Here is a 26,313-nt window from a genome sequence, read left to right on the forward strand (position 1 = left end):
AAAAGTTGTGCCTTTATTTATCTTTATACACCCCCCGAATCTTCTTGGTTTCATTGAGTATCTGTCCAAAATGTTCCTGGTATTTTCCGGATTGCAATTCAGCATCAAACGTATCGGCAATTTTATTTACCAGCAATCCATATTTGGTTGAATTTTCAACATATAAATTCTTACTGAATGACAAGCTTTGTTCGTCTTCTTTAAACCGTATATCCAATTTGGTATTTTCAAACTCAAGATCTAAACAATGACCGGTGTATTCATGGGTTTCATCCCGGACTATGTTTGCTTTCGTCCAACCCAATTGATTTAAAACAAAATCTAAAAAAACTGGCAGCATGGATGGCTTTACCGGATACAAGGTATAATAAGCATCTGTCGAATCAAATCGCCCGGTCCAATTGGGAGGTTTTTGATGTTGGATCAATTCCAGATGATAGCCATCTTGCGTTTTGCGCCATTCAAAAAATCGATTGAACCATTCAAGATTTGCTTCCTTTATGTTGATCAATCGGGTCGCTGTATTATCAAATTTAACAACATATCCCGTATCATTTAAATAATTATAAACCACCAGGGCATTTTCAGATTCAGGCAAATCTTCATCCTGTGCATTCCAGGATTGAAATTCTGCAAGAAAGACGATGCTTTTTTGATCGGGTGCAAATGCCAATGCACCGTGTGGAGCCGGAAATGAATAATTTTCAATGGCATCATTGTTAACATGAAAATTCCATTTCTCAAAAGTTTGAATATCAAGAACCGTTTGTTCACCAATCATTAAATAACGGCCACCGACCAAACGATTCAATTGCTCCAGATTGGCGGTGTCGCTTTTAGAAAATACTTCTTCATAAAGACCAGGCTGACCCTGATTGCTATCTAAAAATTGCAAGGAAGCAAAATCGTGGGATTGTTTTAACAAAGGCTCAACGACAGGAGTTCCCTCGTTGATATAAATTAAATAGAGATTCTGACTGCCTGCTATCAGGCTGGGTTGCCGCGCACCTTCTAAAGCATAGACATTCCATAAAAAAGCTAAGCCGGTATTGCTTTGTAAACCGTCTGGAAATTCAATGGCTTTGCCTTGGTATAATATGGAATAGGCAACCTGAGTTCGGTCAACCATCCCATAATTCATGTTGAGCTCGCGACCCGTATTTGCCGTAGCACGGATTGTAAAGGGTCCATAGGAAATATCCTTTTCAATCGTTCGAAAAGATTTTCTGCCATAAAACCAATAAATACAAGCGATTAAGCTGATCCCAATGAGGAGCACAATTTTCATGAATTCAATTATAAAAGCAAATTAACAGAAAAAAATACGTAACCCAAGAAATATCCAACTCCGAGATTTTTCATTTAAGCAATTCCTACAAGAATTTAGAATGATACTTACCTCAAAAGAAATTTCTTTCAGGATTATACAATAATACGCTTTAAATGCGTTTACTTTGCATTACAAAGTACTTTTGCAATGAACGAACAAGACCATTTAAAAACACTTTCTGAGATCAAACAGCTCATGGAACGCTCTTCCCGATTCCTTTCCCTCAGCGGACTTTCCAGTATCTGCATTGGAATTTACGCACTTGTTGGTGCTGCTGTTGGTTATTGGTATCTTCAAGATCAATCCCTTAATTTAAACAGCTATTTTAAACAATTTGCAAGTGCTTCAGAGGAATCTACCCATAGCATAACCGTTTTTTTAACAATCGACGCCTTGTTGGTTTTACTGCTGTCCATTTTAAGCACCTACCTATTTACCCAACGGCTGGCTAAAAAGCAAGGAATGCAACATTGGGATGCCACAGCAAAACGTTTGTTGATCAACTTATTAATCCCATTCTTAACCGGTGCCCTTTTTTGCCTGATACTCATCGTGCACCAACAAATCGAATGGATCCTTCCTTCCATGCTGATTTTTTACGGGCTTGCCTTATTAAATGCAAGTCATTATACCCGAACTGAAATTCGCCATCTGGGATTAATGGAAATTCTTCTTGGATTGATTGCTGCCCTAGTTCCAGCTTATGGATTGCTGTGCTGGGCCATTGGATTTGGAGTATTGCACATCGCTTACGGAATTCGCTTTTATTATAATTATGAACGATGAAAGAATTGATCTATGGCCTGAATCGCGAATTTGAAAGTCGAATCCGTTTAGGGATCATGTCCATACTGATGGTCAACGATAAAGTCGAATTTAAAAGCTTAAAAGAATTGCTTGAACTAACGGACGGCAATCTCGCAAGCCATCTGTCAGCGCTTGAAAAAGCAGGTTATCTGAAAGTAAAAAAACAATTTATAGATCGAAAACCAAACACCAGCTACAGTGCCACCAGTGAAGGAAAAAAAGCCTTTAATGCACATTTAAAATTGTTGGAAAAATTCTTAAAAAAACAATAAACCCGTCAACGTAAAATACAAGATCATGGACATACAATCACACCTTGACAATCCAAAACAATTGGAAAAAATGTACCGCGACAATAAATCCGAATTTAAAGCAGCCTTGAAATTGCTTAAGCCCCAGCAGATGGACCAAAAATTGTTTGCTTATTGGAATGAACGAATTAACTATGATCGACCCGACATATCCTGGGGCAATCGAAATGAACTTATCTTTTTATTGATTGCATCACTTGTTGCGGGCTTATTGGCTAAAATACCATCGCTATTTAATTTAAATCCGGAGTTGTTTTATCAGAGAAACATCGGATTTATTGTCTTTCCAATGCTAACTTGTTATTTCGCATGGAACAAAGGGCTTTCCATAAAAAAAACAATCTTTGCCGGCCTTGTTTTCCTTCTTAGTGTCGTGTATATAAATTTATTGCCGTCCGCTGATAAAAGTGATAGCTTGATTTTAGCTTGCATCCACCTGCCTTTATTGTTGTGGGCTGTCGTAGGATTTTCCTATGCATGCGGGGAATTTAAAAACACATCCAAAATTCTTGAGTTTCTGCGCTACAATGGGGACTTACTCATTATAACAGGCTTGATCTTAATATCAGGTGGAATGCTTACGGGCATTACCATTGGATTGTTTTCAGTCATTGGAATTCAAATTGAGGATTTATATTTTAATTACTTTGGTATTTTCGGACTTGCCGCTGCTCCAATACTTGGTACGTATTTAACACAAACAAATCCACAACTGGTAAATAAAATTTCTCCTGTCATTGCGGGGATTTTTAGTCCGCTGGTATTCATCATGCTGCTAATTTACTTAGTGGCTATTTTCTATTCAGGAAAAGATCCCTACAATGACCGCGAGTTTTTAATGATCTTTAATGCACTCTTAATTGGTGTCATGGCTATTATCCTGTTTTCAATTTCAGAAACCGGTAAACAACGCACGGGTAAACTAGGAAGCTATATCCTTTTGGGATTGTCCCTTGTAACCATAATTGTAAATGGAATCGCACTTTCTGCCATTTTATATAGAATTTCAGAATGGGGAATTACACCCAACCGATTGGCTGTGTTGGGTGCAAATACTTTGATGCTGATTCACCTGGTTTTTATAACGATTCAACTTACGAGACATGTATTTAAAAAAGTTGAAATTCAACGGGTGGAATATTCCATCGTTCTTTTTATTCCGGTTTACATTTTGTGGATCTGTTTGGTTACTTTTATATTTCCATTTATTTTTCAATTCAACTAATGCATAAAGCACATGATGGCATAAACTGAGCCAATGGACTTTACAGCTTGTAAAACTTTAAAACAAATAGTATAGACACCAGATTTAAAAATAAAAATCAAGAAAGTACTGTAGACAGCCTTGTTGAAGTTTGCAGCTGGATTGCGCTTCTTGCGATGTGGGTTTTTCTTCTTGCAAATTTTTCCGATTTGCCAGAAGTAATACCTCAACATTACAATGCATATGGAAAAGCAGATGGTTTTGGAAGTAAATCAAATTTATTTATTTTGGCCGGTATTGCTAGCATACTCAATATAGGACTTAGCATACTAAAAAAATATCCGCATCGCTTTAATTATCCGGTTGAAATTACGAAAGAAAATGAATTCAGACAATATGCAATCGCTACCAGAATGCTTCGCTTTGTAAAATTAATCCTGGTTTTGATTTTTAGTTCGCTAATAATTAAAACCATACTTATTGCAAAAGGAGGAACTCATGAACTTGGCTTTTGGTTTTTACCCATTGCTTTAGTTTGTTTGATTGGGAGTATTGCTTATTTTTTAATTTTATCTTTTAGATCAAAATAAATACAAACACATGCAAGCTAAACAGCATATTCAGTCCATTAATTTAATGCAAAAATTTTCATTGTTTGATAAACTTTGGACTCCACATATTATTGGCGAACTAAACGGCCAATACGTTAAATTATGCAAACTTAAAGGCGACTTTGTCTGGCACAGTCATGAACATGAAGATGAATTGTTTATGGTTTTTAAAGGAACCTTGTTGATGGATTTTAGAGATGGTACAACAGTAGCAGTTCATGAAGGAGAAATTTTGATCGTCCCAAAAGGTGTTGAACACCGACCCCATACAGATGGTGAACTGGTTTTTAATCTATTGTTTGAACCCAAAGAAACTGCACATACCGGAACAGTGAAAAGTGAGATGACAATAAACGAATTGGAATGGATCTGATTTATTGTAAAAGAATTATTTTTGATCATGCAATTCCTGGAAACAGAACGCACTGTGCTGCGACCCTTTATTATTGAAGATGGCATTGCTCTTTTTAATTTAAATCAAGATCCGGAAGTACTAAAATATACCGGGGATGTTCCATTCCAATCGGTGGAGGAAGCAAACCATTTTATAATGCAATACATCAAAACCCAGGCGCCTGGATTGGGGCGATGGGCTGTAATCCATAAAACAACCGATCAATTTTTAGGATGGTGTGGTATAAAATACAATCCGGATCTCAATGAATATGATCTAGGTTTTAGATTTTTTAAAATGTACTGGGGACAAGGATTTGCAACTGAAGTTTCAAGAGCAAGTTTGAATTATGGATTTCTACATTTGAAACTGGAAATCATTTTAGGAAGGGCCATGAAACAAAATGTAAACTCAATACATGTATTGCAAAAAATCGGCATGCACTATGCTAATTCATTTTTAATAAATGGTGAAGAATGGTTTGTTTATAAAGCAGCAAGAAAGACCATAACAAGCTGAGAATTTTCTATGCATTCAAAGTGTACATCAATTAAATAATATCTCCTTTTTAAAAAACCTCAGGCAACATTTTTGTATCTTGTACAGTCTTGTTGAATAAGCCTTAGCCTCAAATCAAAATAAATGAAACTGAATACGTACTACAAACACCTTACTTGCTTATGCTTCCTATTGGTTTTTATTACTGCATTTTCGCAAACTCCAATGATCAGTATATCTACGAATACAAAATACCAGTTTATTGATGGATTTGGAGCCCATCAGGGCGATGCTTCCGTAAATCAAACCTGGTGGAATCAATTGTATTTCGATGATATGGGCTGCAGCATTTATAGAGTGGATCTGACTCCCAGTTTAATTGCTCCCTATTCAGATCTCAGTTATTTCTCACCCTGGTTTATGGGTTCATCCGTAAAAAGCGTATTTAACTTTGAAGACCCTGCCAATCCGGATGGTCCTGAAGGAAATCGGGTGAGAACGTATACAAATCCTACAGATTACTCAAGAACTTTTGGAGGGCGAAATGCACCCATTGCCGTAATGGGTCCGGATTTAGAAAAAAACATCAGCTATTTTCGATATCAGACGGATGGAGCCATTACAAATGGAAAAGCCAAGATCCCGCAATTGGGTGACTTCAAATTGGTAGGATCTATCTGGTCGCCGCTCCCCTGGTTGAAAGTAAGTTCCGGAAATCGCTACAATCAAAACTGGTGGCCTGGACCGGTTGCCAATACTCCTTGGCCTTTTGTATGGGGCGGTAATTTTGCAGGAGGTCGTTTGGATGTTTCAGGGACACCCCTTGCAGTATTTAATGATCTATCTCAGGGCGGAACCGGACCTACTTCTTCACTGACTCAATTTGCACGCAGTACGGCTGCATACATTGCCGGATATCAACGATTTCATAAGATGAATTTTTATGCAATCAGCATTCAAAATGAATTAAATTTTGAAGAGTATTATTCCAGCATGACCTATCCCCTTTCATTGCAATACATAGCCGCACTTAAAGCTGTTCGAAATGAATTTGATAAATATCCTGAACTAAAATCCATCCGCATCATGGGGCCTGAGGATTTATTGGGCGGTGATTCCTATGGACTATGGGAATACGGTGGCCCTACTCATAAAAATTTACAATACCTGCGATCCATCGGACAAGATCCCGATGCATTAAAAGCCATTGACTTTTTCTGCATTCACGGATATGCAAATGATGGTGTAACAGCTGCGGGTGCCAATCCAAATTTATGGAATTGGTGGGTCAATGGATGGAATGCCAGTCCCGCACCAGGAATTCCTGCAAACATCAAAGGATTTTCTTCCTTCAATAAAAAATCCTGGATGACCGAAACGTCTGGAGAAAGTCCGGAATGGTTATTTCCGGCAAATGGATTTCCAGGAGACGGTGCTTTTGGAATTGGAATTCGCATTCATCAGGCTTTAACAACCGGCATGGAAAGTGCATGGATATATTGGACATTTACAACGGCTGACAACAATGGCAATGTTACAAATTATGGATTAACCAATTCAAATGCTTCTACCAATTCGCCAAAATACAATGCAGCTAAACATTATTATAAATTCATTCGTCCGGGAGCTCAACGCATTTCCTGCATTACAAATGGTTCAACAGATTTATTGGGCAGTGCTTATTTGCATGAAACCGACCATAGCTTGACCATCGTCCTCATCAATACACGAAATTCCGTTCAAACTGCTTTATTAAATTTACCTTATAGCGGATTGCAATTCGATCAATATACCTCCTATTTAAATAATTATTGGAAATCCAGCAACTTGAATGTAAGTGGTATGCAAACTAACATTTCCTTACCAGCATACAGCATCATTACCTTGAAAGCATCCATTCCTGTAACTGCAACCAACGAATCAACATCTAATAGTAAATTCCAAATCATACCAAATCCTGCCAGTACACAGACATTTGTAAATTTTGAATTGAATGAATCCCAGGATGTTTCATTATCTATTTTTGATATTCACGGAACAAAGATTCAATCTTTTATAAACGGAACCTTGGCTTCCGGTTTGCACAAAATACCGTTGACAGTTTCCAATTTGGTGAAAGGTGTTTATATAATTGAGCTCGTTCATGGGCATGATCAAATATCAAAAAAACTGATTGTTGAATAAATATAATTTATAACTCAACTTTAAAATCGCCTGGACTAAGCAGGTAGTCCAGGCGATCTTAAAGTTTCCAATATATTTTAATTGGAATTTATCTTGATAAGTTTAACTGTTTTAATTTTATCATTTGAAATCCAATGCAAAGAATAAATTCCATTGCTTAAACCATTTAATTGAACAATGGCTGTATTGCTTCCAGAAACATAAGCATGCTGAAATTCTTGTAATAATGTCCCCTTAAAATCTGTTATCTGAATGAGCCCTGTCCCAAATTTTGTCTCATTAAAACTTAGGTGAACCGATTCATTGCATGGATTGGGATAAACAGATAAGCTCAAGCCCATATCATCCGGCTGTTTAATACTTTGACATGGAACCGTTATTGTAAGTTTTTTAATTGGACCATTACCACATGCATTTTTTGCAATTACTGAAACATCACCTCCATTTGCACCAATTAATACTTTGATGTTATTGGTATTGCTTCCTGAAATTATTACAGATCCGGTAGGAACCGTCCATTGGTATGATGTTGCACCGGTAACTGCCGCAATGTAATAGTTCTGTGTTGTACCTGCGCATGGCGAGGTATTTCCATAAATTGTTCCTGCAACTGAAGGAACGCCATATACAAGCAATTTTCTGGGGGCACTGGAACCACAATTATTATTCGCGGAGACTTGTATGTACCCACTATAAAATTGTTGAAACTTTATACTCACAGCGGTATCTCCCGGACTTTGAAATGTGGTAATTTCTGCACCTGGAATGTCCGTAGTCCAGGTATAATTTAAAGCCGATTCAACAGTTCGTATTGAATAACTGGAAGTCGCATTGCAATTTGCATACACTTTTCCAACGATTGAACCAGGCACGGCTGGAACAGAGCTTATCGTTATTTTTCTTTTTGGACCTAAACCACAGGCATTATACATTAACACACTTAAACTTCCACCTATAAAATTGCCGTTGAAGTTTATACTAATTGAATTCGTTCCCTGTCCTTGGGTAATAGTTGATCCAGGTGGAGGAGTCCAATAATATTGCACATCATTTACTTGGGTCACGGAATACGTTCCACTTGAATTTGCGCACACGGCAAATGTTTGTCCAACAATTGGATCCGGCATTCCAGGAATTGTTATAACTTTTACGGTAGTTGGATTGGATACAGCCTTACATCCATAAGAATTAGTTACCGTTACAATATAATTTCCAGCAGTTGCCACTTCAATGCTTTGTGTTTTGGCAGCTGTATTCCAAAGATATGAACTGGCTTGATTTGCAGTTAACACCACTTTGCTTCCTTGACAAATTGTTGTTGGGCCATTTGCGGTAATAATGGCATTGGGCATTGGATTTACAGTGATTGCTAATTTTGCGATAGCTCCTTCTCCATAATCATTTACACCCCGTACGCTTATCATTCCGGAAACTGCATTTGATCCAAAATGAACATTGATACTGTTCGTTGTACTAAAGCCTTGTGCTCCATCAGGCAAGGTCCATAGATAACTCGTTGCATTTTTAATAGCCGGTACGGTATAGACTACATTCGATTGTCCCTGGCAAACTGTAGTCAATCCAGAGATTAAACCTGGACAAGCTGGTAAATAATCTACCAATACCTGATACAATGATGCCGTGATTCCATCAGATGCCGAAGGAAAAGAGTTTGAAAGTCCACAAACTACCGCTTTCATGCAAGGATCATAAATCATACGTGTTTTATAACCCAGTGTTTGCCCTCCGTGTCCCCAACAGAGATTTCCAAAGAAAGTATATTTTGCAAAACCCAATCCGTAATTTCCAGGAGTGAGAAAATTAGTCAGCTCAGCTAAAGAACTTGGTGATAAGATATTTCCATCCAACAATGCATGATACCATTGTGCCATTTCATTTACAGTTGAAAATATAGCACCTGCAGGCCCGCCAGCGCTATTTAAAGACAATCTGGACGTATCGTGAAAATCAATTTCATTATACCATCGATGCGAAATCGTTCCAACCGGTGCTTCTTCAACATCAAAGAATGTGCTGTCTAATTGCAGTGGAGTCAATAAGCTATCTCTGATGAGCTTTGCGATTGATTGTCCGGTGGCACTTTTGACAATTAAACCTGCCAGGATGTAATTTGTATTTGAATAATAAAAATTCGTACCAGGAGTAAATCGCATGGGGCCTATCCATTTTAAAACTTCCTCTGGTTTCCAAATCCGGTCATGCTTTTTTAATATAGAATCCAAATGCGCCTGTGTAGAAAACATATCATCGATGCCACTTCGATGATTCAATAGTTGACGAATTGTGACATTTGGATTGATGTTATTATAATTTGGCAACCATTCATGGAGTGAATCCTCCAATGATAACACGTGTTGCTCCGCAAGCTTTAACAACATTACCGAAGTAAATAATTTAGAATTACTGGCCAGTCCAAACTCCATGTCCGCCGTAATTGGATGTCCACTGTACGACAGGCCGCTTGCTCCCGTCCATATCCCTTGACCAGGATAATAGACACTTGCAGCCATCCCTTTCGTGTTGGGATTTGACGACACCAATGCATCCAATTTCTGTTGCAACTTAGAAGCCAAATTAGGATTAAAAGACTGCCCAATTGCATTTGCAAATGTGAAAAACACAATAACCAATTGAATTAATTTTTTCATAGTTAGCATTATAAGTAAATAATAATTTAATTTATTCTAATAAAACCTAGCAGTCATTGAAGTACCGTCAAAAGACCCTTTAATGACTTTACAAACCAATTGCCCGGCACACAGGTCCTATGACAATCATTAAAATAAAATAACCCACTGAACTAAAAAGTCAGAAGTAAAAAGTATTGAATAAATAAATAGGTAAGGTTAAAGCTTGATTGTAGATTAAATAAAAATCAACTTATTTAATCCTTCACAAATATGTATCAATTAGAAAACCTGTAAAGCGAGAATTGACTTGTGGCAGAAACTAATATACAACTGGCATCCGGAAAAACACAAATTATCTCCGAATGAAATTACTTAAAAAATCGTCTTTTCTTCGTTTGGCAACTTCAATTTGTTCGCCATTACTCATAACCACCGAACCACCTTCACCCCGCAAATATTTTCTTACTTCTGCAATATTTACGATTGATGAATGATGCACTCTAAAAAAATTATTCTCCGATAATAATTCTTCATATTCACCCAGGTTTTTTGAAGTTACCAATTTCTCCCCTGAATTCAAATAAAAGATAGTATACTGGCGATCTGATCGCAAATACATAATTTCATTGACCCGAACAATAGTCAATCCATCAATTGAAGGAAGTGCCAATTGATATACTTCAGATTTAGATTCATTCAAATTTTGCTTTAATACGGCTATTTTTTTATTGGATTTACTGGTTGCTGTGGCATTCTTAATTTTACCAACTGCCAATTGCATTTCATCAATATCGATGGGTTTTAATAAATAATCCAGAGCACATGCCTTAATTGCTTTCAGCGCATACTGTTCAAAAGCAGTAGTAAAAATAATTTCAAACTGGATGTCAACAAACTTATTCAATAAATCAAATCCGGACTCTCGTTGCAACTCAATGTCCAAAAAAATAACATCAGGTTGATGTTGCATGATGCAATGGTAACCTTCCTCAACGCTTTGAGCCTCACCAACGACAAGGACTTCCGGACAATACTCAAACAACAAATTTTTAAGCAGCTTGATGCTTCTGGGTTCATTTTCTATAATAATTGCTTTGATCATAATTATAAATCTAATGGAATCTCAATCGTTACGCAAGTTCCAATTATCGTACCTTGTGCATCTTTTATATCATTAATTTCAATGGATACTTTATGATTGCTCAATCTGGCCAACATGTCAACACGTTCGGTACTTAGCCGGACAGCCATCGACTCATGAACGAGCCCTTTCTGCTTTTGAATGATGGCAGCAGCTTCTCTTCCAATCCCGTTGTCAGTAATTGAACAGATCAGAAACTTCTCGTTTTTAATCAAACGAATTTCAACATATCCTGCTGCTTCTTTATGGAGCAATCCATGGACCAAAGCATTTTCGACAAAAGGCTGAATAAGCATTGATGGAATTTCGATCGTATCGATAGTTAGTTTTGGGTCAATGTCAAAATGATAGGAGAATTTTGGAGAAAACCGAAGAGACTCTAACTCCAAATAATACTCCAAAATCTTTAATTCTTCTGCGATCGTATGGGTATTCTTATTTGCATTTTTTAAAATTAGCCTGATCAGTTTTGAAAATTTCGAAAGATATCTAAGTGCGAGTTCACTTTCTGATTCTGAAATGAGATGTTGAATCGCATTTAAGGAATTAAAAATAAAATGTGGGTTCATTTGTGCCCTTAGTGCTATTAATCGAGCTTCTGCAATTTGCCGCACGGTATCTGAATTCAACTGCTCTAACTTCTTTATTGAATTGATTCTTCTGGTGTAAATAAAGTATCCGATGCTGATTGCAAGTAAACCCAGCAATGATCTAAACCAATTTGTTTTCCAATAGGGAGCGGATATCGTTATGTGTAATTGACGACCTTGCTTATTCCATATACCGTCATTGTTTGAGGCAGTTACATGCAATGTATATTTTCCAGGAGGTACATTGTTGATACTTACGAAGCGATAGGTACCGGTATGCACCCAGTTTTCATGAAAACCCACCAATTGATAGGCATATTGATTTTTCTCCGGATGGTTGTAATTAAGGGAAGTCATTTCAAAAGAAAATGAATTCTGAGTATGGTTCAAGTTCAACTCAGTCATGCCATTTTGATTTACTATATCATACGCTTGATTTCCTATTTTAAAAGATTCAATTTGTACTTTAGGTATGTATTGATTGGATCGGATCTGCTCCGGATTAAAAATATTAAAACCATTTATCCCCCCAAAACACAGGGCTCCTGATTTTAATTTGATTCCTGCAAATGTGTTAAACGCATTGCTTTGAAGTCCATCACTGCTGGTAAATCTCGTAAACGTATCCATGGTATAATCTGGAAGCATTTTGACCTGATACAATCCTTGATGCGTACCTACCCAAAGGTTTGAATTGCTGGCTAAGACAATGGATCGAATGTCCCCTTTTAAAATGGGATCATTGGTTTCGATAGGGAGTATTTTTCCACTGGATCTAATCCAAATATAAATTCCTTTATCAGAAGCCATCCAAATATTTCCGATTGAATCTTCTGTAAATTGATGTACCATGCTTGCTTTAAAATCAGTAGTATGGAAACGCGAATACAGAATTCTAAATGAATCATTCACATTCAATATTCCGGCACGTGCAGTGGATAGCCACAGCGTTTTTCTGCTATCTTCAAAGATTGTTATATAAAAAGAATGCCGCAACTTTTCAATGATTGGATTATTGTATCGATTCTCAAAAAATCCCTGTTTGGATTTTAGTCGACAAACAAGACTGTTGCTTGCAACCCAAACTTCGCCATTTTTACGTACTTCAACATCAAAAGCAATTCTTCCTGGTAAAGAATTCGGATTGCTTTTTGAATACAAATAACGATTCCAAATTTTAGACTTCGGATTGTACGAATTAAGTCCATTTTCTGTTGCAATCCAGATCGTTTCTGACGAATCCATATCAACCCCATAGATGTAATTATCTGAAAGCGAATTTCGATCATTCAAATCATGTTTGAAACAGCTAAACGCATTTGATTTAAAGTCGAAATACATCAAGCCGTTTTTAGTCCCAATCCATAAATTTGACTTTTTATCTTCACAAAAACTGGTGATATCATTTTCACACATGGAGAATTGTTTTCCAGGTTGTAAGACATACAGGTCAAACGGTTCGCCTGATAAATTTACCCGATCAATACCCCTGCTTGAAGTACCAATCCAAATCATTCCTGCGTCATCCTCAAATATTGAAGTCGTTTTATCATCTGACAAACTAGTTATGTTGAATGGATCGTGTGTATAATGTTGCCATTCTTTTAAATTATTATTATAAAACAAAACTCCATTGAACGTAGTGGCGACCCAGGTATTTCCATTCGAATCACAAAATAGATCACTGATCCGTTTTGAAGCATTTTGCATCGCAATCGTTGGAAAGTGGATGCGTTCATAGTTCTTTCGAACGGTGTCAAATAAATAGATTCCCTTTGAATAATAATTGATCCAAATGCTTCCTTTTTTATCGAGACTTAAAAACGTACTGTGATTTTCAATTTCAGAAGTCCTGTTTATGGGATCCAACAGATATTCATCAAAGGTTTTTGTCGCAATTGAAAAACGATATAATCCAGATAAGGTGGTCATCCATAAAGACCCATTTTGGTCGGCCACCATGTCGATGATGCGATTCTTAGCATGAATTTCAGATGCAGTCCCAATAGTATCATGAACATAATTTATAAAATCATGTGATTGCTCATTGTATTTCAATAATCCTTTTCTGGTGCCTACCCAAATCGTATGGTACTCGTCTTCAACTATTACAAATACATCGTTGTGAGGTAAACTGTTGACATTTCCTTTTTCATGTCGAAACATTTTACAGTCTTTTGAAATCGGATCAAATAAAATCAAACCAACAGAGCCATACCACATTCTCCCTTTGCTATCTTTAAAGACACAAGCAATTCGCAAATTGCTGCCTTCGGATGTATCTTTTTGACAAGCTTGTACTAAACGGGAGCTATACCCATTGAATTTTGACAAACCATAATCTCCACCAATCCAAATAAAACCCTCATCATCTTGTGTTGCACAATTTATAGAATTATCGGTGAGTCCATTTTCAATATTTAAGTGTTGGAAGCTGAGTCGATGTTGTTGACCCATCAGATTAAAGGAGCCCAGCAAACCCATTATTACACACACCCATAAACTGACAAAGGGGTTTACTTTAGCATAAGTTGACATTCCTTGTAAAATTACTAAAATAATGAGTCAATAAAAATCCATTTACTTTAAAGAATTGACCCAATGCGATTTTCAATTGACCGGTGGACAATTAAATTCAGAAATCGTATTACAATGAATGTCCGGCTTGACAAATGAATGGCTGAGATTCAGATTCAGCCCATTTATACCTACACATGTTTTGTAAATTTAATAAAAAAAAAAACTTAAAGCATGGTGCTTTAACGTTTCTCTGCCGGATCGTTTTCAGGTAAGCTGTATTCTTTTGCTTTTTTTCCAAATACTGAAACGTGGATATAACGCTTTGGATTGAGACGTAAATCCTGCATCAACAGACTTAAGTTATGCGAGGTGCTATTTAGATTTTGGTATAAAGCAGGATCTTTGATTAATTTAGTAAGACTGCCATTGCCTGATTGTACTTCAGTTAAAATAGAATTTAAAGTGGCGATGCTCGCTTTACTATCACGAAGCGTCTTATTGAGCTCTTGCATGGTCTCTTCTGTTGATTTTACCAATTTGCCAGGATCCGATTGGTTGATATTGGAAGAAATTTTTTCAATATTCTGTAAAGTCTTGGAAACAGAATTTGCATTATTTGCTAAACTCGTGGTCAATACATCCAGATTTGAAAGTGTTTTATCCAAATGTACCGTGGAGGCATTTAGCAATTGATTTAAACTTTTAGTAGCCTTTGCAAGATTGTCTAATATGAAATGTATATTTTTTACGGTGGCAGCAACCTGAACATTTTGATTTACATTGCTTGTATCCAAAATATGATTTAATTCTTCACCAAATGTTTGCGTATAATCCTTTAATTCATCTTTACTAAACATACTGGAGAGCGTGCCGGCGATTTCAGCATTTGCAATTATGGAATTATTCGCCAAACAATCATCGGTACAATACTCTTCAAATTGAAGCACGATTGCTTTTCCTCCAATTAATCCCTGACTTACTAAAATTGCCTTAACCGATTTTGGAATGTTTATTTCATTTTTAACTTCAATGGTAACCAGGATCATTTTAGGATTGTCTGGATCCAATTGCAACTTAGTAACCGTCCCCACTTTATATCCTCTGGTTAATACCGGTGAGGAAGGGTCCATTTGTCCAACATCCGGATATTTGATGTAATAGGTTTTGGAACGATCCAGCAAATTGCTGCCTTTTAAATATTTATAACCAAAAATCAACAAGGCTAGGGTAACAATACCTAATATTCCGACTTTAACTTCGTTGCGCAAGGCTCTGAATTTATTTTTTTAAAAAGAGGTGCTAATTTACGTATTTTATATCAGGCGACCCCGAGGCATTATCAGACTATTTCGTTTGTTTCTGATCTTCTTTAAACTTAATGATAAAAGCATCTTTAAAACCTTGCTGTTTCATTCGTTCCTTTTCCTCGTTTGCATCTTCCTGGCTTATAAAACTTCCATAAACCAATTTGTATGCACCGTCCTCCTGAAGAATTTCGTAATTAGGATCCGAATACCAAACAGATCCCTGGGCTGGTTTGTTCTTGGCAGCAGCAAGTTGAATTTTATAAATAACCAAGGACTCCTCTGAAACAGACTTTACAGCTGCTTTGGATTGAATGTCCTGCATAGCAATGCTAGGATAGATCGGGTTGACTGAGAAATACCGCACAATGCCTCGTGCAATCATTTCGGCGAGTTCCTGTTGGCCTTTGGCTGAGCACAAATACGATACTTCCTCCGGATGGGTCATGTAACCGCACTCAATCAAAACCGCGGGCATACTCACTTGATGCAATACGTGAAATCCTGCCTGTTTGACCCCTTTACTATGCCCAGGATGCTCTAAATCGAACTCGGATTCAATGGATTTTGCCAAAGTGATGCTTTTTTGCAAATGCTGATCCTGGATATGATTGAGTACAATAAAGGACTCCGGTGATTCGAAATCAATGCCTTTATAGTGAATATCACTGGCATGTTCTAAAGCAATTGCATTGTTTTCCCTTCTGGCTACTTCCAGGTTCTCCCTGGCCTTATGCAATCCCATCACATAAGTTTCTGTTCCCCTGACCTTTGACTGATTTGATGGCACTGCATTGCAATGGACAGAAATAAACAGCTCGGCATCAAGGTCATTCGCAATCCGGGCGCGTTCATGCAAAGCGACAAAGACATCCGATTCCCGGGTAAAATAGACAGCAGCCTTGGGAAGTTTTTCAGCCAGAATACCCTGCACTTTTTTACAAACAGCCAGGGTTATTTGCTTTTCAGAGCAATCCTTCCCCTTTGCACCGTCATCCTGCCCCCCGTGTCCGGGATCTAAAACGATGGTCGGTCCACCGTAATATGACAAATTTTGAGCCGTGGATATAAATGGACCAAAATAAAGCGTTAAGCTTATTAAATTATAGACAATAAATTGCATTGCAAGGCATGCCCTGTTATCGTAGTTTTGCATTTTGAGTTTTCTTAGTACAAATATACATATTAAATAATTTAATATATATAAATTTATATCTTTTTTTGAATAAAGTATTTATTTTTTTTATAATATATAGTTTACACTATAATTTACCAGCCCAGATTCTGGACAGTTTGCCCAATCCGGAAAGGCCGTCCACTCGTATTCCCAGATCGGATTCCCTGGTCATTCGAAATGGTGCATTGTATCTGGTTTCTCCTGATAGCATCGATGTTCCGGTGGATTATGGGGCAGACGACCGGGTGCGGTTTGACTACAAAGAACGGGTCATTCATTTATACAAAAATGCATTCATCCATTATAAAACCATGGACATTCGGGCAGATTACATTCGTATTGAATTGAATACGAATCTTGCAATCGCCTTACCGCAAACAGATTCTAGTGGAAATTTGACCGGAGTTCCTCAATTTAAAGAAACAGATCAATCTTTTAAAGCTAAAAAAATCACTTACAATTTTAAATCTAAAAAAGGTTTGATTGAGGAAGTGGTAACCCATGAAGAAGATTTATACATCCATGGCAGTCAAACCAAATTTATCTCCAAACAAAGTAGCGGCAGCCAGGGGGATGACATCATTTACAATAAACATGCATTAATCACGACCTGCGATGCAGAAAAACCCCATTTTGGCATAGCAAGTACCCGACAAAAAATAATTCCAAATAAATTGGTGGTGGTCGGTCCTTCCAATATAGAAATTGAAGGAATACCCACGCCCATCTGGTTACCTTTTGGTTTTTTTCCAATTTCCAGAGACGCACAATCCGGGATTTTATTTCCCAAAGAATATCAATACGATGATCGCGGTTTTGGGCTAGCCGGTATCGGGTATTATCTGCCTTTAAATGATCATGTGGATTTGAAATTTTTAACGGACATCTTTTTTAAAGGTTCATTTAAAATAAATGTCAGTGGAAATTACAAATGGCGTTACCGTTACAATGGCAATTTTTCACTTCAGTTCGAAAATCGGATTCAGGAAATTTCCGGCGATTATAAAAAGAATATAAACCGTCCCATAAGTCTCCGTTGGAGCCACAATCAGGAAGCCGGTGCACATCCGTATCAAACCTTTGGTGGTAGCATGAACATCGAAACCAAGGGTTTTAGTAAAACAGTCTATTCGGATACCAGACAGTCCTTACAAAATGTCTTGCGATCAAATTTTAACTACGGATATACTTTTCCAAACAGTCCGTTTAGTTTATCTGCTGCAATGAGTCACTCACAGAATTTAATTACCCACGAATTAAATCTGACACTTCCTGAATTAAACGTACAAATGCGTACCATCAATCCCTTTAAAAATAAAAATCGCATTTCTCAATCTGAAAAATGGTATGACCGGATTAACTTAAGTTATGGTGCTCAATTTCAGAATACATTAAACACAACCGATACCAGTATATTTCAAAAGGGCTTTGAAAAAGATTTAGTTTATGGAATAAAACACCGCGCTGATATCAATGCAACATTCAAAGTATTAAAATATTTTAATCTTACACCGAGCATCAATTACAATGAAGAATTTTTCTTTCATAAACAAGAAAAAATTTTACTGGACACCATATTAAAGGATACTTTAGGGATAGATTCTTTGTTTGGTCTGACCCAAACTAAATATAAATCCGGATTTTATCCATTTCGTACGTTCAGCACCGGCGCAAGTTTGGGAACTCAGATCTTTGGACAAATCCAATCCTCCAAATCCTGGTTTAGAGGAATAAGACATCAAGTAACTCCTACCATTTCTATGAGTTATGCTCCAGACTACCATAAAAATCCATTCAATTATTTTAAGCAAGTTGACTCTGACTTACGTGATTCATTTAACCGCAGGTATGAATACTTGATTTATGGAAAAAGTCCATTTGGAACATCCTCTGTGCCTTCAGAAAATTTTAATATAAATTTCAACATTGGCAATCGGGTTGAACTAAAATACTATTCCAAAAAAGATTCTACCGCTAAAAAAATTGCATTGCTGGAAGGTTTCAATTTTTCAGCGAATTACAATGTGTTTGCAGACTCCTTCAAACTTAGCTTGATATCCGGTAGTGGAAGCAGTCGCATATTTAAGGGATACACTACCTTGTATTATGGAATTACGATGGATCCTTATGGTCGGACCCTATTAAATGGAAATGAAATTCGGAGTCAATCGTATGCACTCAACTTAAATAAAAAACTTGTGTACCTCACGAGTTCGTTTATTAATATTAACACAAACATCAATATTGGACAGTTAATTGGACTGTTTAATAAAGAAATTTTAAATAAAAAAGACAATGGACAAGCAGCCTTGCCTGAACTGTTTTACAATTTTAACATACAGCATATTATTAATTTCAGACATACCCGCTTAGCTACAGGAAAAGACACCTTTGAACGAACGCTGCATAACATTACTTTAACTGGTAGCATTGCGCTTACCAATAAATGGAGGATCAATATCAACAACATCAGTTATAATTTTGATAAAAAAGGAATTCAATATCCAAGTTTTGGACTTGAACGCGATTTACATTGCTGGTTAATGAAATTTGATTGGTCTCCCCAATTTGGCTATTATTCTTTTACTTTAGGAGTCAAACCAGGATCACTGGAATTTATCCGATTGCCAAGCAATCAATCGTTTTCAGGAGCCCGAAGGTAGTTTCAATGAATTTCCACTATACGTTTCGTTTGCTTGAAATCAATCTGAGTGCTTTTTCTGAAAATTCTTGAATCAATTGATTTAAATCATAAGATATTTTACTGAAATACACCAAACCTAAAAAGACAATTGTTGTGAGTGTAGATTGAATTGCAAGTGACCACAGCGGAGATAGTTCAAGATGGATTTGGGACATCAATTCATAACAAAAGCCGATGAGCAACACCAACTTTAGCCAGGATTTCGAAAATGGCTGCATGCCTGTTTTCCAATAGACTACCAGGGTTTTGAGGATGTTATAAATCGCAACCGACAAAAAGGTTGCCAATGCAGCTCCCTCAATCCCTAACTGTGGAATAAGCCAGAAATTAAATGCGATATTAAGTACAGCCATCAAAACCAATAAATACAATTCCAACACATAGTATTTTGAATAGGCTAAAATGTAATGATTAATTCCTGTTGCAGCATCTACAATGCGTGCCAGCAAAAGCCAGGCTAACAATCGTTCGATTTTTATCAGCTCATCCGGATTAGGCATCAATTGACTTAAATAAATGAATCCTGTGTAAATGCATAATGCGATCCATACCGTTGGAATTAACATATTTACGGATGATTTTGAATACACCGATTTAAGATCATGTTGATTCTTTTCCTTGGAATGTGCCGCAACCATTGCATTCAACCCATCGGTCAATGCTGCAGCAGGAATAAACGCAACATTGCTGATAAAAACAGCCAGGGTAAACAAACCATTTGCCTTAGCGCCTATAAACGAAGTCACTAAAATCGAATCGATCCTCAAGGCCAAAATGGCACTGGCTCCACCTAAGATGGAAAACAGTGCAAATCGAACCATCGCATCACGTTGTTGAATACGAAATACAAATTGCTTTAAAGGAAATTTAAACTGAGAGGTGCCCGATAGTTTATAATATAAAAATCCAATAGCAAATACATAATAAAGACAAATCAACCAGGTAAATTGAATGTCAGAGATATAATCCTTAAAACTCAGTATAAATAAAAATGGCAAAAACAACTTCATCAAAAAAACAAGGAATGCAGGTAAAGCCAGTCGTTTAAAATTGATAAATAGAATTGAAAACAAATCAAATACAACGTACAAAATCCCTATGGGCAAAATAAATAGTACAAAGGGCACTATATAAGTATCATTTGAACTTAAAATGTCTTGAATCCATGGAAACAACATTAAAAACAAACATGCAAATACAAGGATCCCCAGAGTATATGCAGAAAAAATAAAACTAAAAAATCGGGATGAATTTTCTTCTGAATTACTAAAATGTGGATAATACCGCAACAAAACCGTACCAAAGCCCAAACTAATAAATGGAACCAACAAAGAAGCCGTATTGGTTAAAAATCCATAAAGACCGTACAATCTAAGTTCATTTGGATAAATAAAAATCGTACTGAGTCCTCCTAAAACTGCACCTGCAATCTGTATAATAGAACTGAGAAGGCTTTGTTTGCGAATAAACTCCATGAACTCTTAGAAAAATTGTATGATTGAATTAATTAAATTACAAAACCAAGATCAGTTTAGAATGTTTTACATTTACAGCGAAAGTAAGCAATCATTTGGAAATGCAGTCCGCCCACAACATCCCATTTCATATCGCCTATCAATCGACGCATGCAGCGAACTATCTGGATGAGGTGCTGAAAATAAATAATGCTTCCAGCGATGGAGTTTTTCACCATAAATGCAAAGGCTGGTTTAAACAAAATCAACAAATTTCAAATGTATTTCTGTGCGGCTCATGTACAGATGCATTGGAATTTTCAGGATTGCTCGCTGGATTAAATACCGGAGATGAAATTATTCTACCAAGCTTCACCTTTGCCTCCACTGCAAATGCTTTTCTGCTCCGCGGATGCACAATTCGCTTTGCAGATACCTCTTCATTAAGACCGAATGTTGAATTAGAGCAAATTCTTCCGCAAGTAACAGCACAAACAAAAGCAATTGTTTTAATACATTATGCAGGCATCGCCATCAATATGGATCCAATTCTTGCTTTTGCGAAAGCAAATAACATTTTAGTTATCGAAGATGCAGCACAATGCATCGGCGCCCGTTATAAAGATCAATATTTAGGAAGTATAGCTCCGCTGGGATGCTTGTCTTTCCACCCTTCCAAAATAATACATTGCGGCGAAGGGGGTGCACTATTCGTTAATCAGTCAGCCTATTTAACTCAAGCTGAGCTAATATTTGAAAAAGGAACCAACCGAAAAGCTTTTCAAAATCATGAAACCAGTTTTTATGAATGGCAAACCCTCGGTTCTTCCTATGGCATGTCAGAATTTCAAGCCGCTGTGTTGTTATCTCAATTAGAAGAACTTACCATGGTGCTTAACTACCAAATGAAACTTTGGAATCTGTATCAACAAAATCTAAATGAATTACTTGTAAATGGCATGTTGCGTTTACCCGATGTACCCGATTATGCTCACATAAATGGAAGTGAATTTTACATTGTATTAAATGATGAATCTCAACGGATTCAATTGCAACAAATGCTTGCATCCCAAAACATTCAAACCAGAACCCACTATAGAGCCTTGCACAGAAGCAGTTTTTATAAAAATAAATTAAATCAAACCTTGATCAACACCGATATTTTTGAAGCTTGCTTACTAAGATTGCCTTTACATTTCTATCTAACAGAATCTGATGTGTTGATAGTCTGTGACCGAATTACTCAATTTTTTAAAAAATAAATTGTTTTTTGCTATCTATTCCAAATGCTCCGAACGATCTGCGTCCGTTGCTTTTTATAATTTTTATTGGACTTAGTTAAAAAAGGAACTTTTAAGTAGGCCGCAAAATCCATAAACAGTCCAAATGCATACAAAGAAAGTATTAAGAACCAATACAACAGGAAGGTTTCAATCCAATTATAATAGGAATGTAACCAAATCACTATGAGTATTGAAAATAAAAAATGAAAAACCATGGTGATTGCCAGACGAACCGGTGGATAAAATTCTAAACTCTTGATTTTGCGTTTGGAAAATGACTTAGCAAGTACCAATGGAATCCCAAAAGCTAGTATTCCCGGTAATCCAATCAGAAAACAGATAAAACATGCTATGAATTGGATAATTCGTTGTGCGCTATTAAAATAAACAGCTGCATCAAACGAATTAAAATTTACATTTTTGGGCACATAAGCATGAATTGCATTATTAATTTCTGTCAATGCATGCGTTGGTTTGCTATTGAGTGCTGCAATAAATTTTGACAATTGTTGATGCGGCGCCTTATGATAAAAAACACCTGATCCATTGTAAGGATTTAATTGCTTTTCGATCATTTCAAATGCAAGGTTATAAACCCCCTCCTGATGATGATGCGAAATGGATGGCACCACTTCCTGCATTTTTTCTTGAAATAAATTGGTTAATAAACCCAATTTGTCATCTGCCTGCTCATTCAAACGATACCATTCAACAACATCAATCGGTTCACCAAATTCCAAATACACATCTTTTCGGCTTTTGGTTGGATTTATATAATAGATTCCGGTCGGCACCACATAAAGTTCATCTACGTTTTTCTCTTCAATCGTTCCAATCGCCAATCGCGCAGCACCTTTTTGCAAAGGGCGTAAATATTTTACCAATTGCGAACTCGCCTCAGGAAACATGAGTACAACTTCCTGTTGAGCCAATACTTCAAAACTTTGATCAAACGTGCTTTTGTTGTTGCGCAATTTACCAAAGCCATCTTTAAATCTGTAGATAGGAATTTGGTTGGTGGATCGCAAAATTGGCAAGAGCCATTTCTTTTCAAACATGTCACCCCGAACTAAAAAATGCAAATCACGGTGCTGGTTGGATGCTATGATACAAGCTTCTAAAAAAGTACTCGGATGGTTTACAAGAAAAATTACGGGTCCCTTTTTGGGTATGCGTTCCCTGCCGAAAATGAACATCCGTCGGAAGTACAATCTGAATGCAAGATGCGCCCAGACCTTTAGTAATTTATAAAACATACTGAATGTTCATTAATTGGAATCTGTAAAAATAAACAATTGTTTACTTTTGACGGCAGAACATGAAGAATACTTTACTGGTAATAGATGGTCCAACAGCAGCCGGCAAAACAGACTTAGCATACCATTGGGCTGTCGAACTGAATTGTCCGATTCTCTCTGCTGACAGCCGACAACTGTTTTGCGATGTCAATATAGGCACGTGCAAACCATCAAATGAAATGCTTCAATCGGTTAAACACTACTTCATTAATCACATCCCAATTGATGGAACTTACAGTGTAGGCCACTACGAACAGGAAGTCCATGTACTCTTGAGTGAATTATTTAAACAACATCCGGTCTTGATTCTGTGTGGTGGAACCGGACTCTATATAAAAGCAATCCTAAAAGGGATTGATCAAATTCCTTTATCTTCAACAGAAGTAAAACTTCAAAGTCAAACACTCCTGGATGAAAAGGGCATAGAAGCTTGTCGCAATATGTTAGCAGAAGTCGATCCCGAATATTACGCAACAGTCGATTTAAACAATTCAAGACGAATATTAAGAGCATTGGAAGTCTATTTTGAAAGCGGAAAACCATTTTCAAGTTTTTTGAATAAACCAAACATTCCCAAACCCTTTGATATTAAAGAAATTTGTCTGATTCCGGAAAGAAGCCTGCTATATCAAAGAATTGAACATCGCGTTGATCAAATGATTGAAGCTGGATTGTTTGATGAAGCAAAATCTCTTGAACAATATCGTTCGTGCCAGGCATTAAACACGGTTGGCTATCGTGAAACGTATGAATATCTCGATGGACGCATTACTAAAGATCGTTGCATCGAACTCATTAAACAAAATTCCCGTAATTATGCAAAGCGGCAAATTACCTGGTTTAAAAAGGAACTTAACGGAATTCAAATTAATGCTACAGATCCCTTAACATTAAAGAATATCAGAACACAATTCAGTGAACTATTCCCTCGGTAGAATTTTCAAATTATTATTTACACTCCGTATTCCTGGACGCATCCGCAACATAATGAGCATTTCATAGCGATTTATTTTTGTTTCATCGTATTTAAAACTCCATAAATTCATTTCATTGGAAAGTCTCTTTTTTGATTTTAAATCATACAAATAAAATTCATTTTCCAATTGCGTTGCAGTCAATGTGCTATCCATATCAACAATAAACTCATCACTGATGATTTCTGGATTTGTCAGATCCGATTTTTTTTGGATTTGAGTCCATTTTTCAGACTTGATCAATGCTGCCATGGTTTTTGTCAATTCATCCAAAGCATTCGGAAGGTTTGAATTGCTTTTAATAAATTTATTCTTTGCTCCATTTTCATCAAAGTAAGTAAGTTCCGTAAGCGGTAGATCCGGAATGTTTATTAAATATTCTGCCTGATAACTTTCCCAGTTTAATGCATCACTCATTCTTTTGAAACTTCTGATTTTATCTTGGCTCAACTGACTAAAATAAACACCGGTTTTTTCTAAATGCTCCTTCCCCTCCAGTATCACTAATCCATTGCGATACATACTCAATTTATAAACATGGCAATGTCCGAAACATGGATATTTTTGAAGGGTAAGCCAATGTTTCAATTCAACATGCTTAGGCTTTGCCGCATCTTTTGCACTTTTACAGGCATTTAAGCTAAATAAAGCAATTAAAAAATACAGAACATATTTAATTCCCTTCCAATTCATCTTACTAATATTAATTTGTAACATAGTTTCTCTTCCTTATTTGACACTAACAAAAAATATACACCAGGGTTTACACCCAAAATTTCCGCGGACAAGCTAATGCTTAATGCCGCTTTTACCTGTTGCTTCCAACGAAGTCGGCCATTCATATCATACAACTCAAGATTGCTGTCAAAAAGTTTGTGATTTTTAGTCAGCAATTGCCAATCCATTTGATCTTGCCGTATAAAAATTTGCTCTAAACCGGATTGTGAACCAATAGCACAATTCATATTACCAATTTCCGGGCGATATAATTGAATTTGTTCGTTCATTCTGTTTACTTGTCCTTTTGTAAACATATGCATGCAGGCATCATCCACTAAACTCATAAAGTTCATGTATTGACTCGATTGTCCGCAGCGTATTTGTGGAAACCCAGGGCATCCATAATATTCAAGATCCTGTACGGGGGTATCTGAAACACCATCGTCTCCTGTACATTCCGATTTATCCCCGGAAAGGTGTAACAAACCAAAATAATGACCCATTTCGTGCACCAAGGTTTTCCCTTGATGAAAAGGTTTGTTTCCATAGGCACTGCCAATTGCTCCAACGCTCCGATAATCAATGAAAATTCCATCCTCATCAAGCGTTGCATCCCAGGGATAGATGGCTTCACCCAATACAGGACATTGGTTTCTATTGATCACAAAAATATTGATATAGGTTTTGGGATCCCAAACGTCAACACCACCCAAATTTTTATGCATCAAATTGCGCTTTCCAAATTCTGATTTACAGGCAATAGACAAATCATTGATTGCAATCCATTCGATTCCAATTGTCTGCTCTCCCGCCGGAGTGGTGTCTGCCAGGCAAAATTGGATGTTTGGATTAGCTTTTAAAGATCTGAATGGTTCCGGAATGTTAAAATCCTCTGAATTCACGGCTTCATGGAAATACCGATTCAATACTTCCATCTGCGAATAGATTTGAAGGCTGCTTAGCTTTTCTTCAGGAGTTGAATAAAACACATGAAAAACTAATCTGCATTGCAAGGCTTCCCTGAATTGAAACTTATATATTTGATCTGAATTGTTTGCAGGTTCATAAATGGAACTGTATGCCTTACACCGCTGGCAATCCACTGCTTGACTGTAAACGAGTAATAAAAATATCCAGACCCACCTGCTCATCTCTGTG

The 26,313-nt window shown here is 36.8% G+C and carries 20 protein-coding genes; 10 read left to right on the forward strand and 10 right to left on the reverse strand.

Annotated features, from left to right (window positions below; genetic code table 11):
* Positions 1-13: 13 nt before the first annotated feature.
* The gene (locus tag IPJ80_01610; GenBank protein ID MBK7912178.1) at positions 14-1,288 is read right to left on the reverse strand and encodes a hypothetical protein; all 1,275 of its coding nucleotides are present in this window, start codon (positions 1,286-1,288) and stop codon (positions 14-16) included.
* Positions 1,289-1,477: 189 nt separating this feature from the next.
* On the opposite strand from IPJ80_01610, the gene IPJ80_01615 reads away from it, so the two are divergent.
* The 7 genes from IPJ80_01615 (at position 1,478) to IPJ80_01645 (ending at position 7,339) form a co-directional block, all read left to right on the forward strand.
* Positions 1,478-2,116, forward strand: a complete 639-nt coding sequence (locus IPJ80_01615) for a hypothetical protein (protein ID MBK7912179.1) — start codon at positions 1,478-1,480, stop codon at positions 2,114-2,116.
* The gene (locus IPJ80_01620) at positions 2,113-2,409 is read left to right on the forward strand and encodes a transcriptional regulator (GenBank protein MBK7912180.1); all 297 of its coding nucleotides are present in this window, start codon (positions 2,113-2,115) and stop codon (positions 2,407-2,409) included. The genes IPJ80_01615 and IPJ80_01620 overlap by 4 nt, the downstream gene beginning before the upstream one ends.
* A gap of 25 nt (positions 2,410-2,434) precedes the next feature.
* Positions 2,435-3,673 carry a DUF4153 domain-containing protein gene (locus IPJ80_01625; protein MBK7912181.1) on the forward strand — a complete coding sequence of 413 codons (1,239 nt, stop codon included), beginning with the start codon at positions 2,435-2,437 and terminating at the stop codon, positions 3,671-3,673.
* Positions 3,674-3,828: 155 nt separating this feature from the next.
* Positions 3,829-4,242, forward strand: coding sequence for a DUF1648 domain-containing protein (locus IPJ80_01630; GenBank protein MBK7912182.1), 414 nt, complete (start codon positions 3,829-3,831; stop codon positions 4,240-4,242).
* A gap of 10 nt (positions 4,243-4,252) precedes the next feature.
* Complete coding sequence (locus tag IPJ80_01635) at positions 4,253-4,636, forward strand: cupin domain-containing protein (protein MBK7912183.1); 384 nt, start codon at positions 4,253-4,255, stop codon at positions 4,634-4,636.
* Positions 4,637-4,660: 24 nt separating this feature from the next.
* Positions 4,661-5,176 (forward strand): GNAT family N-acetyltransferase, encoded by a 516-nt coding sequence (locus IPJ80_01640; protein MBK7912184.1) that lies wholly within the window; start codon positions 4,661-4,663, stop codon positions 5,174-5,176.
* Between the two features lie 123 nt (positions 5,177-5,299).
* Entirely contained in the window at positions 5,300-7,339 is a 2,040-nt protein-coding gene (locus tag IPJ80_01645) for a T9SS type A sorting domain-containing protein (protein MBK7912185.1), read from the forward strand.
* 77 nt (positions 7,340-7,416) lie between these two features.
* Here IPJ80_01645 and IPJ80_01650 read toward each other — a convergent pair whose 3' ends face one another.
* From IPJ80_01650 to IPJ80_01670, 5 genes are all read right to left on the reverse strand, one after another.
* Positions 7,417-10,008 (reverse strand): serine hydrolase, encoded by a 2,592-nt coding sequence (locus IPJ80_01650; protein MBK7912186.1) that lies wholly within the window; start codon positions 10,006-10,008, stop codon positions 7,417-7,419.
* Between the two features lie 334 nt (positions 10,009-10,342).
* On the reverse strand, positions 10,343-11,092 hold the full coding sequence (locus tag IPJ80_01655; protein MBK7912187.1) for a response regulator transcription factor: 750 nt from the start codon (positions 11,090-11,092) through the stop codon (positions 10,343-10,345).
* Between the two features lie 2 nt (positions 11,093-11,094).
* Entirely contained in the window at positions 11,095-14,259 is a 3,165-nt protein-coding gene (locus IPJ80_01660) for a histidine kinase (protein ID MBK7912188.1), read from the reverse strand.
* 221 nt (positions 14,260-14,480) lie between these two features.
* Entirely contained in the window at positions 14,481-15,509 is a 1,029-nt protein-coding gene (locus tag IPJ80_01665; protein ID MBK7912189.1) for an MCE family protein, read from the reverse strand.
* Between the two features lie 76 nt (positions 15,510-15,585).
* Positions 15,586-16,701, reverse strand: a complete 1,116-nt coding sequence (locus IPJ80_01670) for an N-acetylmuramoyl-L-alanine amidase (GenBank protein MBK7912190.1) — start codon at positions 16,699-16,701, stop codon at positions 15,586-15,588.
* 65 nt (positions 16,702-16,766) lie between these two features.
* Here IPJ80_01670 and IPJ80_01675 point away from each other — a divergent pair, with 65 nt between their 5' ends.
* On the forward strand, positions 16,767-19,385 hold the full coding sequence (locus IPJ80_01675) for an LPS-assembly protein LptD (GenBank protein MBK7912191.1): 2,619 nt from the start codon (positions 16,767-16,769) through the stop codon (positions 19,383-19,385).
* A 16-nt stretch (positions 19,386-19,401) separates the two neighbouring features.
* On the opposite strand, the gene IPJ80_01680 is transcribed toward IPJ80_01675, so the two are convergent.
* Positions 19,402-20,901 (reverse strand): polysaccharide biosynthesis protein, encoded by a 1,500-nt coding sequence (locus IPJ80_01680; protein ID MBK7912192.1) that lies wholly within the window; start codon positions 20,899-20,901, stop codon positions 19,402-19,404.
* Positions 20,902-21,002: 101 nt separating this feature from the next.
* On the opposite strand from IPJ80_01680, the gene rffA reads away from it, so the two are divergent.
* On the forward strand, positions 21,003-22,142 hold the full coding sequence (gene rffA, locus IPJ80_01685) for a dTDP-4-amino-4,6-dideoxygalactose transaminase (GenBank protein ID MBK7912193.1): 1,140 nt from the start codon (positions 21,003-21,005) through the stop codon (positions 22,140-22,142).
* A gap of 11 nt (positions 22,143-22,153) precedes the next feature.
* Here the strand turns inward: rffA and IPJ80_01690 are convergent, their stop codons facing one another.
* Entirely contained in the window at positions 22,154-23,359 is a 1,206-nt protein-coding gene (locus IPJ80_01690; protein MBK7912194.1) for a 1-acyl-sn-glycerol-3-phosphate acyltransferase, read from the reverse strand.
* Positions 23,360-23,481: 122 nt separating this feature from the next.
* On the opposite strand from IPJ80_01690, the gene miaA reads away from it, so the two are divergent.
* Positions 23,482-24,396, forward strand: a complete 915-nt coding sequence (gene miaA, locus IPJ80_01695; GenBank protein ID MBK7912195.1) for a tRNA (adenosine(37)-N6)-dimethylallyltransferase MiaA — start codon at positions 23,482-23,484, stop codon at positions 24,394-24,396.
* On the opposite strand, the gene IPJ80_01700 is transcribed toward miaA, so the two are convergent.
* On the reverse strand, positions 24,382-25,128 hold the full coding sequence (locus IPJ80_01700) for a hypothetical protein (protein MBK7912196.1): 747 nt from the start codon (positions 25,126-25,128) through the stop codon (positions 24,382-24,384). The two genes, miaA and IPJ80_01700, sit on opposite strands and share 15 nt — an antisense overlap.
* Entirely contained in the window at positions 25,125-26,306 is a 1,182-nt protein-coding gene (locus IPJ80_01705; protein MBK7912197.1) for a T9SS type A sorting domain-containing protein, read from the reverse strand. Before IPJ80_01705 ends, IPJ80_01700 begins: the two co-directional genes overlap by 4 nt.
* Positions 26,307-26,313: the final 7 nt, after the last annotated feature.

This window comes from Saprospiraceae bacterium, from assembly GCA_016714025.1.
In the GTDB taxonomy this organism is placed as follows: domain Bacteria; phylum Bacteroidota; class Bacteroidia; order Chitinophagales; family Saprospiraceae; genus Vicinibacter.

Excerpts from the sequence above, each read along its gene's own strand:
- IPJ80_01610 (MBK7912178.1), bottom strand. The coding sequence starts at position 1,288 with ATGAAAATTGTGCTCCTCATTGGGATCAGCTTAATCGCTTGTATTTAT.
- IPJ80_01615 (MBK7912179.1), top strand. The coding sequence starts at position 1,478 with ATGAACGAACAAGACCATTTAAAAACACTTTCTGAGATCAAACAGCTC.
- IPJ80_01620 (MBK7912180.1), top strand. The coding sequence starts at position 2,113 with ATGAAAGAATTGATCTATGGCCTGAATCGCGAATTTGAAAGTCGAATC.
- IPJ80_01625 (MBK7912181.1), top strand. The coding sequence starts at position 2,435 with ATGGACATACAATCACACCTTGACAATCCAAAACAATTGGAAAAAATG.
- IPJ80_01630 (MBK7912182.1), top strand. The coding sequence starts at position 3,829 with ATGTGGGTTTTTCTTCTTGCAAATTTTTCCGATTTGCCAGAAGTAATA.
- IPJ80_01635 (MBK7912183.1), top strand. The coding sequence starts at position 4,253 with ATGCAAGCTAAACAGCATATTCAGTCCATTAATTTAATGCAAAAATTT.
- IPJ80_01645 (MBK7912185.1), top strand. The coding sequence starts at position 5,300 with ATGAAACTGAATACGTACTACAAACACCTTACTTGCTTATGCTTCCTA.
- IPJ80_01650 (MBK7912186.1), bottom strand. The coding sequence starts at position 10,008 with ATGAAAAAATTAATTCAATTGGTTATTGTGTTTTTCACATTTGCAAAT.
- IPJ80_01655 (MBK7912187.1), bottom strand. The coding sequence starts at position 11,092 with ATGATCAAAGCAATTATTATAGAAAATGAACCCAGAAGCATCAAGCTG.
- IPJ80_01660 (MBK7912188.1), bottom strand. The coding sequence starts at position 14,259 with ATGTCAACTTATGCTAAAGTAAACCCCTTTGTCAGTTTATGGGTGTGT.
- IPJ80_01670 (MBK7912190.1), bottom strand. The coding sequence starts at position 16,701 with ATGCAAAACTACGATAACAGGGCATGCCTTGCAATGCAATTTATTGTC.
- IPJ80_01680 (MBK7912192.1), bottom strand. The coding sequence starts at position 20,901 with ATGGAGTTTATTCGCAAACAAAGCCTTCTCAGTTCTATTATACAGATT.
- rffA (MBK7912193.1), top strand. The coding sequence starts at position 21,003 with ATGCAGTCCGCCCACAACATCCCATTTCATATCGCCTATCAATCGACG.
- IPJ80_01690 (MBK7912194.1), bottom strand. The coding sequence starts at position 23,359 with ATGTTCATTTTCGGCAGGGAACGCATACCCAAAAAGGGACCCGTAATT.
- miaA (MBK7912195.1), top strand. The coding sequence starts at position 23,482 with ATGAAGAATACTTTACTGGTAATAGATGGTCCAACAGCAGCCGGCAAA.
- IPJ80_01700 (MBK7912196.1), bottom strand. The coding sequence starts at position 25,128 with ATGAATTGGAAGGGAATTAAATATGTTCTGTATTTTTTAATTGCTTTA.
- IPJ80_01705 (MBK7912197.1), bottom strand. The coding sequence starts at position 26,306 with ATGAGCAGGTGGGTCTGGATATTTTTATTACTCGTTTACAGTCAAGCA.